The organism is Sulfuritalea sp. (genome assembly GCF_031426875.1).
Taxonomy (GTDB): Bacteria; Pseudomonadota; Gammaproteobacteria; order Burkholderiales; family Rhodocyclaceae; genus Sulfuritalea.
Map to the genome: position 1 here is coordinate 237,922 of NZ_JASJPC010000008.1, position 13,929 is coordinate 251,850.

Below are 13,929 nucleotides of genomic sequence, written 5' to 3' on the forward strand. Positions count from 1 at the left end.
CGTAGTCATCGTCGACCGCACTAAATTGGTGCAATCCTCTGATTGAGGTGAATGACGATGAACCAGGAGTCGCCGGGCAGGGCCGCGGCCACGCGCTGCCTGATCGCGGCGATTTCGGCGTCGTCGGCAAAGCCGGGCGGCAGAAAAACTTCGGCCTCGACCCGCGCGCCGAGGTAATGCAGAAGGGTCCGCTCGAGCTCCGGAGGATCGGCGCCGAGCAGTTCGCGCAGATGGGCGAGCAGGAAGGCGCGGTCGGGCAGGGCAACGGCGGCATTGCCCAGCAAGTCGTTTTCGGGGTCGACATGAACCAATACGTCGAGCACTTCCGGATGGCTGTCGAGTACGCGCTGCCGCACCGTTTCGGCGACGCGGTGGCCTTCGGAGACGCTGATGCGCGGATTGACCTGGACATGGGCATCGACCAGAACCTGGTGCGCCATGCGCCGGGTGCGCAGTTCATGCATGCCGAGCACGCCGGGGGTCGTCGCGATGGTCTTGCGGATGGCCGCCACCTCCTCCGCCGAAAGGCCCGTATCGATCAGTTCGCGGATGGCTGCCCAGCCGAACTTGAGTCCGGCGCGGACGATCATGGCGCCGACGATGATGGCGGCCACGGCGTCGGCGAAGTTGAAGCCGAGCAAGGCGCCGGCGATGCCCGCCGCCACCACCAGCGAGGACAGCGCATCGGCGCGCGCGTGCCAGGCGTTGGCCACCAGCATCGGCGAACGCAGGCGCTCGGCCGTCGTCAACATGTAGCGGAACAGGCCTTCCTTGGCCGCCAGCGTGAACATCGCCGCCCACATCGCCGCGACGCCGACCAGCGGCGCGCTGCCGATGTTCTGCAGGCGACCCGCCGCCGTGATCAGGATGCCGGCGCCGGTGCCGGCCAGCAGCAGGCCCAGCACCAGCGAGGCCGCCGTCTCGAAGCGGCCGTGGCCGTATGGATGGTCGGCATCGGCGGCTTCCGCACCCTTGCGGTTGGCGAACAGCACGAAGGCGTCGGCGACGATGTCAGACAGCGTGTGCATGGCGTCGGCGATCAGGCTCTGCGAGTGGGCGAAGAAGCCCACCACCAACTGCATGGCTGTCAGCACGGCATTGACGCAGACGCTGACCCAGGTGATGCGCTGGCCCTCGGCGAAACGCGTGTCCTGGCGCGCCGGCGTGCCCGTGCGCGGGAGGTCGGCCATCTTGGGTGAATGGGTTTCGCGGGACATGAGGGAAAGCTATACTCGAATCCTTCGCATTCTATCCCGCTCATCCAACCGGTATTCCCATGGGACGCATCACCGAACTGCTCAGCCTGGCCCAGTCGCGCGCCCGCGAACTGAACCTGTCCTATGAAGGCGCGCTGACGCCGCGCGAGGCGCATGAGCTGCTGCAGCTGGCGCCCGGCGCGCGGCTCGTCGACGTGCGCACCAAGGCCGAGTGGGACTGGGTAGGGCGGGTGCCCGGCGCAATCGAAATCGAATGGATGGCCTACCCGGGCAACGTACTCAATCCGCATTTCATCCAGACCCTCAAGCATTCCGTGATGACCGAATCCCTGTTGCTGTTCCTGTGCCGTTCCGGCCAGCGTTCCAGCGCCGCGGCGAAGGTCGCGACCGAGGCCGGGTTCCCCGATTGCTACAACATCCTCGAAGGTTTCGAGGGCAACAAGGATTCCAACGGCCAGCGCAACCGCAGCGGCGGCTGGCGAGCCTGCGGCCTGCCCTGGAGCCAGGGCTAGCAAGAACGGACACCACCATGCAAACCGCCACCATCTCCTTTGACCGCTTCAACACCCTGGCCGACCGCGACGCCGGCGAACGCATCCGTGCCGCGCGTGCCAAGCTCGGCGACAAGGTCGTGCTGCTGTGCCACCACTACCAGCGCGCCGACGTCTATGTCCACGCCGACATCACCGGCGACTCGCTCAAGCTGTCGCGCCTGGCTTCGCAGTCGAACGCCGAGAACATCGTGTTCTGCGGCGTGCATTTCATGGCCGAAGTGGCCGACATCCTGTCGCGCCCCGAGCAGGTGGCTATCCTGCCCGACCTCGCGGCCGGCTGCTCGATGGCCGACATGGCCAGCCTGGCCAAGGTCGAGCGCGCCTGGCGCGAACTTGCCGCGGTGCTCGATCCGGACCAGAAAGTCACGCCGGTCACCTACATCAATTCGGCGGCCGATCTCAAGGCCTTCTGCGGCGAGCACGGCGGCATCGTGTGCACTTCGAGCAACGCGCCGAAGATCCTCGACTGGGCCTTCGCCCAGCGCGAGAAGGTGCTGTTCTTTCCCGACCAGCACCTGGGCCGCTGGAGCGGCTACAAGATGGGCATCCCACTCGATGAAATGGTGATCTGGAATCCCGACCTCGAACAGGGCGGCCTGACGCGCGAGCAGATCGACAAGGCGAAGATCATCCTCTGGCACGGCTTCTGTTCGGTGCACCAGATGTTCCAGCCGCGCGACATCATCAAGTTCCGCAACCAGTATCCCGAAGGCCTGGTCATTTCGCACCCCGAGTGCGGCTTCGAGGTCTGCAAGCAGTCCGACTACATCGGCAGCACCGAGACCATTTTGCAGACGGTGAAAGCAGCACCGCCCAACACGCGCTGGCTGGTCGGCACCGAACTCAATCTGGTCGAGCGCCTGGCCCAGGAAGTCAAGCACGAGGGCAAGATCGTGCAGTTCATGGCCAGCACCGTCTGCATGTGCTCGACCATGCAGCGCATCGATCCGCAGCACCTGGCGTGGACCCTGGAAAACCTGGTCGAAGGCCGCGTCGTCAACCAGATCAAGGTCCCGCCGCACGAAGCCGCGCTGGCCAGGATCGCCCTGGAACGCATGCTTGCGGTTTCCTGAGTGAAGCTACACAGCAAGGAGCAGACCCGGGTCGCGACACCCTCGGCGCTGTCCGTCGCCACCTGGAACATACACAAGGGATTCTCGCAATTCAATCGCCGCATGATGGTGCATGAGCTGCGCGAACGCCTGCGCGAGCTGTCGGCCGACATCGTGTTCCTGCAGGAAGTGCAGGGGCTGCATCTGCTGCACGCCGCACGGCATACCGACTGGCCGTCGCTGCCGCAGCACGAATTCCTCGCCGAGGACGTCTGGAGCAACCATTGCTACGGCAGCAACATGGTCTACGACCACGGCCACCACGGCAATGCGATCCTTTCGCGCTTTCCCATCCTGCATAGCGACAACCAGGATGTGACCCACCTGCGTTTCGACAAGCGCGGACTGCTGCACTGCGTCGTCCAGCTGCCCTGGCTGGCGCAGCCGCTGCATTGCGTCTGCGTGCATCTGTCGCTGTTCGCGCGCTCGCGGCGGCTGCAGCTCGATGCGCTGGCAAGCCGCATCGAGGAAGTCGTGCCGGCCGCTGCGCCGCTCCTGATCGCCGGCGACTTCAACGACTGGCGCAATCGCGCCGACGACCTGCTGGCCGAGCGCCTCGGCCTGGCCGAGGTATTTTCCGGTGACGGCCGCCGGCCCTCGCGCAGCTATCCGGCCGCCCTGCCGATGTTTCGCCTCGACCGCATTTACCAGCGCGGCATGCAGGTCGTCGCGGCGCAGGTGCATGCCGGACGGCCGTGGTCGAGCATTTCCGATCATGCGGTGCTTGCCGCCGTGCTCCAGGGTGGAAACGCCGTGCCGTGAGCGCCAACTTTCGGGCCACCGCGGTGCATGACTTGGTTGCCGGCAACCGCCTGCAGCTGCTCGAATCGGGTAACGAGTACTTCCCGGCGCTGATCGCCGCGATCGACGCCGCGCGGCATGAGGTGCACCTGGAAACCTACATCTTTGCCGACGACACCACCGGGCGCCGGGTCGCCGCGGCGCTGGCCCGCGCCGCGCAACGCGGCGTCGCGGTGCGGGTGCTGGTCGACGGCTTCGGCGCGCGCGAGTTTGCCACTGGCCTCGGCGCCTCGCTGACGGCGCAAAACGTCGAGGTGATGATCTACCGCCCGGAGATCGGAAAATTTCGCTTCCGGCGTCACCGCCTGCGCCGGCTGCATCGCAAGCTGGTGGTGGTCGACGGCCGCCTGGCCTTTGTCGGCGGCATCAATGTGCTGGACGATTACGACGACGGGAAGCAAGCCGCGCCGCGTTTCGATTACGCCGTAAGCGTCGAGGGGCCGCTGGTGACGCGCATCCACGCCACCATGCGCCATGTCTGGCGGCTGGTGCGCTGGGCTCGGCTCGGCCGCCGTCCGCCGCCGCCGGCGCCGCTGCCGGCGGTGCCCGAAGCGGGCGGCTCGATTGCGGCGAAGTTGCTGATCCGCGACAACCTGCGCCATCGGCGCGACATCGAGAATGCCTACCTCTCCGCCATCGCCACCGCGCGGCAGCGGATCGTCATCGCCAACGCCTATTTCCTGCCCGGCCGCCGCCTGCGCAAGGCCCTGCGCGCCGCGGCAAAGCGCGGCGTCAGCGTCAGCCTGCTGCTGCAGGGACGCGCCGACCATCCGCTGTTGCGCTACGCGACGATGTCGCTTTACGACCGCATGCTGGCCACCGGCGTGCGCGTCTTCGAATACCGCAGGGCCTATCTGCATGCCAAGGTGGCGGTGGTGGACAGCGACTGGTGCACGGTCGGCTCGTCCAACATCGATCCCTTCAGCCTGTTGCTGTCGCGCGAAGCGAACCTGGTGGTGCGCGATGCCGACTTCGCCGCGCAGTTGATGGCCAGCCTCGAAGCCGCCATCGGCGGTGCCGCCGTGGAAATCCGGGCGGAGGACCAGCGCCGCCGATCCTGGCTGGCGCGCGTCGCCAGCTCCGCCGCCTACGGCCTGGTGCGCTTCCTGACCGGCATCACGCGCTACGCGGGCAAGCAATACGCCGATTAGCGTGCCGCAGGATGCTCCGGGCGGACCGTAGGGCGGACTTCAGTCCGCCAACCACCCCTGGCCGACTAAAGTCAGCCCTACAACGCCATCCACCCCTGGCCGGCTGAAGCCGGCCCTACAACACTACAGCGCCTGCAATTTTCCTGTTATCCGCTGTTGCGCAGGCCGGCGGCGACGCCGTTGATGGTCAGGTGGATGCCGCGCTGCACCCGCTCGTCGGTCGCACCGGCACGGTGGCGGCGCAGCAGTTCGATCTGGATGTGGTTGAGCGGATCGAGGTAGGGAAAGCGGTTGCGGATCGAGCGCTTCAGGAGCGGATTGAGGTCGAGCAATTCCTTTTGCCCGGTGATCAGCAGCAGCGCATCGATCGATGACTGCCACTCGGCCTTGAGGCGCGGGAAGATCGCATCGCGCAGGGTCTCGTCCTTGACCAGCTGCGAGTAGCGCTCGGCGATCGCGATGTCGCTCTTGCCCAGCACCATATCCATGTTCGATAGCAGGGCGCGGAAGAAACCCCATTCGCGATTCATCTCGGCCAGCAAATCCATGCCCGCTGCGCCGTGCGTTTCGCGGAATGTGGCGACTGCGGCGCCGAAGCCGAACCAGCCCGGCAGCATCAGGCGGCACTGCGCCCAGGAAAACACCCAGGGGATCGCGCGCAGATCCTCGATCGCCGTGGATGGCTTGCGCGAGGCGGGGCGGCTGCCGATGTTGAGCGCGGCGATTTCGGCGATCACCGTGGACTCCCAGAAATACTGCTCGAAGCCCGGCGTCTCGTAGACCATCTTGCGATAGGCGGCGCAGGCCGCGGCCGAGAGTTCTTCCATCGCGGCGAGGAACTCGGGGCGCGGCGCGTCGTGCTGGTGGCCCAGCAGCGTGGCTTCGAGCGTCGCGGCGGCGAGGATTTCGAGATTGCGCCGGCCGAGTTCCGGGTTGGCATATTTCGAGGCGATCACCTCGCCCTGCTCGGTGATGCGGATCTGGCCCTGCACCGCGCCCTGCGGCTGGGCGAGGATGGCCTGGTAGCTGGGTCCGCCGCCGCGGCCGACCGAACCGCCGCGGCCATGGAACAGGCGCAGCGTGATGCCATGGCGGGCGAAGACCTGGGTCAGCGCGATTTCGGCGCGGTAGAGCGCCCAGCCGGAAGTCAGGAAACCGCCGTCCTTGTTGCTGTCGGAATAGCCGAGCATGCACTCGTGCAGCGCCTGTCGTGAATCCTGTTGCGCCCCCGGGGGGGCCAAGTCGTTCTTGGAACGGCCCTGCGAACGACTTGAGAGCAGGCGCTTGTAGAGCGGGATCGCGAGCAGGCTGTCCATGATCGGGCCGGCATTGGCGAGATCCTCGATGGTCTCGAACAGCGGCACGATGTTGACGTCGAGCGCGTGCTCCAGCGGCCGCAAGAGGCCGACTTCCTTGAGCAGCACCGCGACTTCGAGGATGTCGGAAACGCCGTCGGTCTTGGAGATGATCACGTTCTCGATCGCCGCCTTGCCATAGCGCCGGTGGATGCTCTGTGCGGTATGGAAAATCGCCAGCTCGCCGCGGGTTTCCTCCGAGTAGTCGACGCCGGGCGCCGTCAGCGGCCGCGGCGTGGCGAGTTCGTCGAGCAGCAGCGCGATGCGCGCGGCTTCGTCCTGCGCCAGGTAGTCGCTGCCCGGTCGCGCGACGGCCAGCAGCTCGGCCACGGTGCGCGCATGCACATCCGAGTTCTGCCGCAGGTCGAGCGGCGCCAGGTGGAAGCCGAACATCCTCGTGGCATGACGCAGGCGGCGTAGGCGCCCGCGCCCGAGCAGGGCGCATTTGTGGCTGATCAGCGAGCGGTGCAGCACGTCGAGGTCGGCGCCGAATTCGGCGGCCGTGGCATAAGGCTCGGCCGTGGCCACGGCATGGCGCGGCGCTTCGAGCTGGTCGAGCTGCAGGGCGGTGGCGGCGAGGCGCGCGTAGAAGCCGGCGATGGCGCGCCGATAGGGTTCGTCTGCGCGGTGTGGGCTGCGGTCGGGCGACAGTTCGGCCAGGCGCATCAACTCGACATTGGGCACCGAGATCAGCGAGGTGGTGGTCGACAGTTCGGCGCCGAGCTGGTGCAGTTGTTCCAGCAGATAGCCGATCGCCTTGCGGCTTTGCGCGCGCATCGCGGCATCCAGCACCTCGGCAGTGACGAAGGGATTGCCGTCGCGGTCGCCGCCGATCCACGAGCCGGGGCTGAGGAAGGCCGGCAGCTCGTCCATGCCCTGCGCCTCCCAGTCCGGCACGGCGCCGGCCAGGTGATCCTCACAGGCGTTGTAGAGGCGCGGCAGTTCGCGCAGGAAGGTCATGTCGTAGAAGGACAGCGCGTTGCTCACCTCGTCCATGACGGAAAGCTTGGCCCGCCGCAGCATGCGCGTCTGCCACAGGCGCAGCACGGCGCGGCGCAGGGATTCATCGTGCTCGGCCTGCTCCTCGGGCGAGAGTTCGGTGCGGTCGCGCTGGTCGAGCAGGCGCGCGATCTTCCACTGGCAGTCGAGGATGCTCTTGCGCTGCACTTCGGTCGGGTGCGCGGTCAGCACCGGCCTCACCTGGGCGCCGGCGAAGAAATCGCGCAGCCTGGCGGCATCGATGCCGGCCGCCAGCGCGCGCGCCAGGGCCAGCGCCAGGCTGCCCTCGCGCGGCGCCGCGCCGGCGCGGGCATGGGCACGCGCGCGGCGGATGTGGTGCTGGTCCTCGGCAATGTTGGCCAGGTGCGAGAAATAGCTGAAGGCGCGGATGACCTGGCTGGTGCCGTCGCGCGGCAACGCGCGCAGCAGGGCTGCCATCTCCTCGCGCGCGGCGCGATCGTCGTCGCGATGGAAGCGCAGCGCGAGGCGGCGGATCTGCTCGACGCGCTCGAAGACTTCGAGGCCTTCCTGTTCGCGCACGGTGTCGCCGAGCAGGCGACCGAGCAGGCGGATGTCGTCGCGCAGGGGTTGGTCTTTGTCGGCGGCGAGTGAATTCATTATGGTTTGCGGCGCTGGAGTCGGGTTCGGCTTTCCTCGATCGCGCGGTCGAGGTAGGCAGCATAGAAGTCGGCCAGGCGGAAGCCGACGATGGGTTCGGCCAGTGCCGCGCCGTCGGGACCGTGGAACATCACGGTCGGCGCGAAGCGCGCCTGCACCTGGTTTGAAAAGTCGACGCTGGCGATACGGCGCCCGGCGAAATCCACCACGGTGCCGGCGCGGTCCATGTGCACTTCGCGCACCACGGCCGGCGCCGCCGGATTGCGCGACAGCGGGCCCAGATGCTCGCGCCGCAGCTTCTCGCACCAGCTGCAGTCTTCGCGGCTGTAGAGCACCACCAGCGGCACGCCCTTCGCCGCGGCGAGGCGCGCATCGGCGGCCAGGTCCGTGGCCTCCGTCAATGCGCTGGCCGGCGCCGCCGGCGCCAGTGCCGGCAAAGCGGCAAGCAGGCAAGCCGCGATCAGCGCGAGTGCGCGCTTCAAGCAGATTCCGATACCCATGATTTCCTTCCGTCCGAGGCCCAGCAGGGCATCTTACCGGCGCCTCGCGTCGGCACAATTACTGTCTTCAATCCCGCGATCAGTGGTGCAGGATGCGGGAAAGGAAGGTCTTCGCCCGCTCGCTGGCCGGGGCGTCGAAAAACTGCGCGGTGGGCGCGTCCTCGACGATCTCGCCGTGGTCCATGAACACCACGCGGCGCGCCACCCTGCGCGCAAAGCCCATCTCGTGGGTGACGCACATCATGGTCATGCCTTCCTGCGCCAGCTCGACCATGACGTCGAGCACTTCGCCGATCATTTCCGGGTCGAGCGCCGAGGTCGGTTCGTCGAACAGCATGCAGATCGGGTCCATCGCCAGGGCGCGGGCGATCGCCACGCGCTGCTGCTGGCCGCCCGACAGCTGGCCGGGAAATTTCGCCGCGTGCGCGCGCAGGCCGACGCGGTCGAGCAGCGCCTCGCCGCGCGTGGCGGCCTCTTCCTGGCTGCGGCCGAGCACCTTGACCTGGGCCAGCGCGAGGTTCTGCAGCACGCTCATGTGCGGGAACAGCTCGAAGTGCTGGAACACCATGCCGACCCGGGCGCGCAGCCTGGGCAGGTCGGTCTTCGGATCGCCGACCGAAATGCCGTCCACCGTGATGCTGCCCTCGGTGAAGGCTTCGAGGCCGTTCACGCACTTGATCAACGTGGACTTGCCCGAACCCGACGGCCCGCAGACCACCACCACCTCGCCCTTGGCGACATGGGTGCTGGCGTCGTTCAGCACCTGGGTCTGGCCGTACCACTTCGACACATTGCGTATTTCGATCATGGCGGCTTTCAGCGAATGATGGCGACACGTTTTTGCAGCTGCTTCACGGCCAGCGACAGGCTGAAGCAGATGGCGAAGTAGATCAGGGCCGAGAGCACGATCATCTCCACCGGCCGATTGTAATTCTTGCCGACCACGTCGGCCGCCTTCAGCATGTCCTTGGCGCCGATCGCGTACACCAGCGAGGTGTCCTGGAACAGCACGATGGTCTGCGTCAGCAGCACCGGCAGCATGTTGCGCAACGCCTGCGGCAGGATCACATGGATCATGGTCTGCGCCCGGCCGAGGCCCAGCGCCTGCGCCGCATCGAGCTGGCCGCGCGGCACGCTCTGGATGCCCGAGCGCATGATCTCGCAGTAGAAAGCCGCCTCGAAGGCGGTGAAGGTGATGAGCGCCGATGTCTCGGCGCCGACCGGCGAGCCGGTGATGAAGGGAATCACCAGGAAGAACCAGAGGATCACCAGCACCAGCGGGATCGAGCGCATCAGGTCCACATAGGCGCCGGCGATGCGCGCCAGCGGCACGATCGGCGACAGCCGCGCCAGCGCCAGCAGGGTGCCGATCACGATGCCGCCCGTCATCGCCACCAGCGTCAGGCGCAAGGTGAACAGCAGTCCGTCGCGGATGAAGGGCAGGCTCGGGCCCCAGACGCTGAAGTCGAAGTCGCCCATTTCAGTTGTTCCACCGCGCTTCGCGACGCATGAAACACCTTGGTCGTTGGAAGGGGACGGGGGCGCCAAGGGCGGTGGGTGGCCGTCGCCGCTCGTGTCCTCCGAGCCGGGCTGCGCCCGGCTCTCCCCCTTTACCTCGCCGCGACGGCCACCCACCGCCCTTGGCGGGATACGCTCGTGCTTTGCGACCGTCGAACTGCAACAGCGTCACCTGATCGGGAAGGTGGGGCGTTCTGCGCAGCGAAGTAAAGAAGGGCGTAGGCAGGGTTTCGCGGAGCACTGCTCCGCGCTGCCGAAGCCGGCTTGCCATGCAGGGCAAGCCGTGGCGACGGAGGACATGAGCGAAGCAGAATGCCCCGCCCTCCCGATCCCGCGCCAACCACGATTCCACGACAAGTTTCATCCTAGCTCGTCCGCGCGATCAGACCCGGCACGCGGGTGCGCGCCTCGATCCAGGCCATGCCGCGATTGGCGGAAAACGCGCAGATGAAATACAGCAGCGTCACCGCCAGGTAGGTTTCGATGCCCTGCTCCGAATCCTCCTGCATTTGCCGCGCCTGGAAGGTGAGTTCCAGCACGCCGATGGCAAAGGCCACCGAAGAGTTCTTGAACACGTTCATGAATTCCGAAGTCAGCGGCGGGATCACGATGCGCAGCGCCTGCGGCAGGATCACATAACGATAGGATTGCGGCAGGGTGAAACCCAGCGCGAGCGAGGCATCGCGCTGGCCGCGCGGCAGGCTGCCGACGCCGGCGCGCACCTGTTCGGCGATGCGCGCCGAGGTGAAGAAGCCTAGGCACAGCGCGGCGGTGACGAACTCCTTGGCCGGCATTTCCTGCTTGACCCACAGCGACCAGTCGCGCGGCAGGAACTCGGGCACGACGAAGAACCAGAGGAACATCTGCACCAGCAGCGGAATGTTGCGGAACAGTTCGACCCAGGCATTGCCGAGTCCGACCAGCAGGCGCGAAGGCGTGGTGCGCAGCGCGCCGACAGCGATGCCTATTGAGAGTGCGAGCAGCCAGGCTGTCAGCGACACCGCCAGCGTCCAGCCGAGGCCGGTGATCAGCCAGTCGAGATAGGTCTCGTCGCCCGACTTGACCTGCTCGAGGAAGATGCCCCAGTTCCAGTGGTAGTTCATGTCTTCATGGGAACAGTCAGACGATGTAATGCGCCGTACCGCTAGCGCCGACTTTTACTCTTTGGGTATTCGGACTTGGTGGTGGATATGCGAAAGGAATGTTTCTGCACAATATGGTTGTACTGATTTTTGATCCACGGATGAAACCATCAATGGCTCAGTTGTGTCCACAAGAGACAGTCGGCATCGCGCTCATCAACTGTCCGGTATTCGCAACTAAGCTGGCACCGAATATCCCGATAGGCGGCTGAACGTCAAACCTGCTTAACAAACTCCTCGAACTCTGCCAGCGGCAGCGGACGGCTGAACAGATATCCTTGATATGCATGGCAGCCATGAAGCTCGAGGAACTCGCGCTGTGCCTCGGTTTCCACTCCCTCGGCAATGACATTCATTGCCAGCTCCCGCCCCAGCGTGATGATAGTTCGCGTAATGGTCTCGTCGTTTTTTTTCCCAGGGAGGCTGCACACGAAAGCCTTGTCGATCTTGATCTGATCGAGCGGTAACTGTGCCAGATAGGATAGAGACGAATAACCAGTGCCAAAATCATCCATTGAAAAGTTGACGCCCAGTCGTTTGATCGCCTGCATCTTCTCAATGGTGTCCTCGATGTCTTCCAGCACCATACTTTCGGTCAGTTCGAGTTTCAGGCGCGCTGGAATTGCGCCGCTGGTTTCAAGAACGCTCTGTATCTGAGCCACAAAGTCAGGCTGCCGGAATTGCCGGGCGCTGACATTCACTGCGACTTGCAGTTCGCGGGTACGTGCATCGCCCTCCCAGGTTTTGAGCTGGGCGCAGGCGGTTTCCAGTACCCAAAGACCAATAGGCAGAATCAACCCGGTGTCTTCCGCCAGCGGAATGAAATCATTCGGCTGTACCAGGCCGCGTTCCGTATGTTGCCAGCGCAGCAGGGCTTCGACGCCTATCACGCGACCTGCGGCATCGACTTGTGGCTGGTAGTAAAGCCGCAATTCGTCGCGTTTTAGCGCCTGGCGCAGCTCGACCTCCAAGGCACTGCGCAGATCCAGCGCTGACTGCATGGCCGGGTCGAAAAAACGTAACGTATTGCGCCCCGCCCTCTTGGCTTGATACAGCGCGAGGTCGGCATGCTTGAGCAGGTCTTCGACCGTATCCTGCGCATTAAACAGACTGACCCCGACACTGAGCCTGCAATGGTATTCATAGGCATTGAGGGTAAAAGGGCTGTCAATGGTCTCGCGCAGCTTTTCACCTAGCTGTTTGGCCAGAGTGGCGGCCTCATTGGCCTCGGCGCCGAGATCTTCCACCAGCAGCACAAATTCGTCGCCGCCCTGGCGTGCCACCGTGTCGCCTTCGCGCATCCCTGCCCGCAAGCGCTGCGCCACCGCAACCAGCAGCAGGTCGCCAACATCATGACCGCGTGTATCGTTGAGCGCTTTGAAATTGTCCAAGTCGATAAAAAAGACTGCGCCGTATAGCCGGCTCCGCGCCGCGGCCGCAACGGCCTGCCCCAGGCGGTCCTGCAACAGGCGACGGTTGGGTAATCTGGTGAGCGGGTCGTAGTAGGCCAGGCGGTGAATCTCGGCCTCGGCTTCCTTGTCCTCCGTGATGTCGGAAAAGCTGCCGACGTAATGGGTGATGGTCTGGTCGGGCGCGACAATAGCCGTGATGGTCAGCATCTCGGCGTAGATCTGGCCGTTTTTGCGCTTGTTCCATATTTCACCCTTCCAGTAACCTTTCTCCTTCATCGACTCCCACATGCGCTGATAGAACAGGCGATCCTGGCGTCCCGAGTTGAGCAGCGCTGGCGTCTGCCCAATGGTTTCTGTGGAGCTGTAACCGGTCAGGTGAGTGAAGGCCGGATTGACCCGCAGGATGACGCCTTTGGCGTCGGTGATCATCATTCCGTTCTGGGACGCGAAGGCGACGGCGGAGATGCGCAACTCGCCTTCGGCCTGCTTGCGCTCAATTTTCCGTCGATAGAAGAAATATCCACCGATGCCAAGAAACACCAAGACGATCGGGATGATGTACTTCAGCATGTCGCGCAATCCGACTTCTTTGACCTCATAAATACCGAACCATTTGTCGTACAGTGCGTCGTAGGCCCCGTTGGACTTGGTGAGTGCCAGACCTTCGTTGATCTTGGCCAACAATTCGGACTGCCCTTTTTGCACTGCAAATGCGAATTTCTGCGAGAACTCGACCTTAGCCTTCAGCGCCTTGATGTGGGTCAGCCCCAGTGCTTGTAGCGTCTGCATTCCTGACAGTTTGCCTAGCAACATGGCATCGTGCTTGCCAGAAGCCAGCAACCGAAAGCCTTCTGCCGCGGCATCCACCAGCACCAGTTGCTTCTTCCATCCTTTCAACACAGCGTAGTCGTGCGCCAGATCGGCGTTAAGGACGATAAGTGATTTCCCTGCAAGATCGTCTTCCGAGTTAATTTTGGAGTCACCCTTACGCACAAAGATCGCGCCGTTGACGACGACATGGGGAACGGTGAAATCAGCGAATTGATTGCGTTCATCAGACCGCGCGAGATTGATCAAGACATCGATCTTGCCTTCTTTGAACTCTTGAAGGATCTGATGAAAAGGCAGTACGCGGATAGTGAAGTTCAAGCTGGCTTCTGCTGCCACAGCTTTCCATAGATCGACCGTGAAGCCGCCTGCTGTGGCATCGGTCATGCCTGTGGCGAAAGGCGGATAGTCTTGTTCACTACCGACTACCAGCGTGTCTTTTTGCGTTTGATTGGCAGGGAGGGATTTCTGTGCAGCGGCACCAGATTGCTTGACGGATGTCAGCGCCTGTGCAGCCCCGCTAGAGAATAGCGCGAGAAAAACGGCAAGGGCGAAACCTGGCAACAGACTACCGAAACCGCGCGAAATAATTGGGGGACGAGGGGAAACCATTTCGATGGTGGTAAGTTGCATAAGGATTTGGTTCCCAAATGTGGCCGGGCTATGCGTACCGATGATGGTTCCTCAATCTCTCGCAGAGCAAGGCGTAGGTTATGCCAGAT

General features: G+C 64.4%; 11 protein-coding genes. 4 read left to right on the top strand and 7 right to left on the bottom strand.

What is annotated here, in order from left to right; translation table 11 throughout:
* Positions 1-20: 20 nt before the first annotated feature.
* Complete coding sequence (locus tag RMO95_RS04715) at positions 21-1,217, bottom strand: cation diffusion facilitator family transporter (RefSeq protein ID WP_310449436.1); 1,197 nt, start codon at positions 1,215-1,217, stop codon at positions 21-23.
* A 59-nt stretch (positions 1,218-1,276) separates the two neighbouring features.
* Here RMO95_RS04715 and RMO95_RS04720 point away from each other — a divergent pair, with 59 nt between their 5' ends.
* Genes RMO95_RS04720 through clsB form a run of 4 tightly spaced genes read left to right on the top strand, consistent with a single transcriptional unit; the run spans position 1,277 to position 4,835 of the window.
* On the top strand, positions 1,277-1,729 hold the full coding sequence (locus RMO95_RS04720) for a rhodanese-like domain-containing protein (protein ID WP_310449437.1): 453 nt from the start codon (positions 1,277-1,279) through the stop codon (positions 1,727-1,729).
* Positions 1,730-1,746: 17 nt separating this feature from the next.
* Complete coding sequence (nadA, locus tag RMO95_RS04725; protein ID WP_310449438.1) at positions 1,747-2,844, top strand: quinolinate synthase NadA; 1,098 nt, start codon at positions 1,747-1,749, stop codon at positions 2,842-2,844.
* Complete coding sequence (locus RMO95_RS04730) at positions 2,845-3,645, top strand: endonuclease/exonuclease/phosphatase family protein (protein WP_310449439.1); 801 nt, start codon at positions 2,845-2,847, stop codon at positions 3,643-3,645.
* Positions 3,642-4,835, top strand: coding sequence for a cardiolipin synthase ClsB (gene clsB, locus RMO95_RS04735; RefSeq protein ID WP_310449440.1), 1,194 nt, complete (start codon positions 3,642-3,644; stop codon positions 4,833-4,835). Before RMO95_RS04730 ends, clsB begins: the two co-directional genes overlap by 4 nt.
* 146 nt (positions 4,836-4,981) lie before the next feature.
* Here clsB and ppc read toward each other — a convergent pair whose 3' ends face one another.
* The 6 genes from ppc to RMO95_RS04765 form a co-directional block, all read right to left on the bottom strand.
* Positions 4,982-7,807 carry a phosphoenolpyruvate carboxylase gene (gene ppc / locus RMO95_RS04740; RefSeq protein ID WP_310449441.1) on the bottom strand — a complete coding sequence of 942 codons (2,826 nt, stop codon included), beginning with the start codon at positions 7,805-7,807 and terminating at the stop codon, positions 4,982-4,984.
* Positions 7,807-8,289, bottom strand: a complete 483-nt coding sequence (locus tag RMO95_RS04745; RefSeq protein WP_310449442.1) for a hypothetical protein — start codon at positions 8,287-8,289, stop codon at positions 7,807-7,809. Before RMO95_RS04745 ends, ppc begins: the two co-directional genes overlap by 1 nt.
* Positions 8,290-8,386: 97 nt before the next feature.
* Positions 8,387-9,115 (bottom strand): amino acid ABC transporter ATP-binding protein, encoded by a 729-nt coding sequence (locus tag RMO95_RS04750; RefSeq protein WP_310449443.1) that lies wholly within the window; start codon positions 9,113-9,115, stop codon positions 8,387-8,389.
* Between the two features lie 8 nt (positions 9,116-9,123).
* Positions 9,124-9,786, bottom strand: a complete 663-nt coding sequence (locus tag RMO95_RS04755) for an amino acid ABC transporter permease (RefSeq protein ID WP_310449444.1) — start codon at positions 9,784-9,786, stop codon at positions 9,124-9,126.
* A gap of 404 nt (positions 9,787-10,190) precedes the next feature.
* The gene (locus RMO95_RS04760) at positions 10,191-10,928 is read right to left on the bottom strand and encodes an amino acid ABC transporter permease (protein WP_310449445.1); all 738 of its coding nucleotides are present in this window, start codon (positions 10,926-10,928) and stop codon (positions 10,191-10,193) included.
* Positions 10,929-11,182: 254 nt separating this feature from the next.
* Positions 11,183-13,840, bottom strand: a complete 2,658-nt coding sequence (locus RMO95_RS04765) for an EAL domain-containing protein (RefSeq protein ID WP_310449446.1) — start codon at positions 13,838-13,840, stop codon at positions 11,183-11,185.
* Positions 13,841-13,929: the final 89 nt, after the last annotated feature.

Bases quoted from the DNA above. Each gene is read 5' to 3' on its own strand.
- RMO95_RS04715 (WP_310449436.1), bottom strand. From the start codon at position 1,217: ATGTCCCGCGAAACCCATTCACCCAAGATGGCCGACCTCCCGCGCACG.
- RMO95_RS04720 (WP_310449437.1), top strand. From the start codon at position 1,277: ATGGGACGCATCACCGAACTGCTCAGCCTGGCCCAGTCGCGCGCCCGC.
- nadA (WP_310449438.1), top strand. From the start codon at position 1,747: ATGCAAACCGCCACCATCTCCTTTGACCGCTTCAACACCCTGGCCGAC.
- ppc (WP_310449441.1), bottom strand. From the start codon at position 7,807: ATGAATTCACTCGCCGCCGACAAAGACCAACCCCTGCGCGACGACATC.
- RMO95_RS04750 (WP_310449443.1), bottom strand. From the start codon at position 9,115: ATGATCGAAATACGCAATGTGTCGAAGTGGTACGGCCAGACCCAGGTG.
- RMO95_RS04755 (WP_310449444.1), bottom strand. From the start codon at position 9,786: ATGGGCGACTTCGACTTCAGCGTCTGGGGCCCGAGCCTGCCCTTCATC.
- RMO95_RS04760 (WP_310449445.1), bottom strand. From the start codon at position 10,928: ATGAACTACCACTGGAACTGGGGCATCTTCCTCGAGCAGGTCAAGTCG.
- RMO95_RS04765 (WP_310449446.1), bottom strand. From the start codon at position 13,840: ATGCAACTTACCACCATCGAAATGGTTTCCCCTCGTCCCCCAATTATT.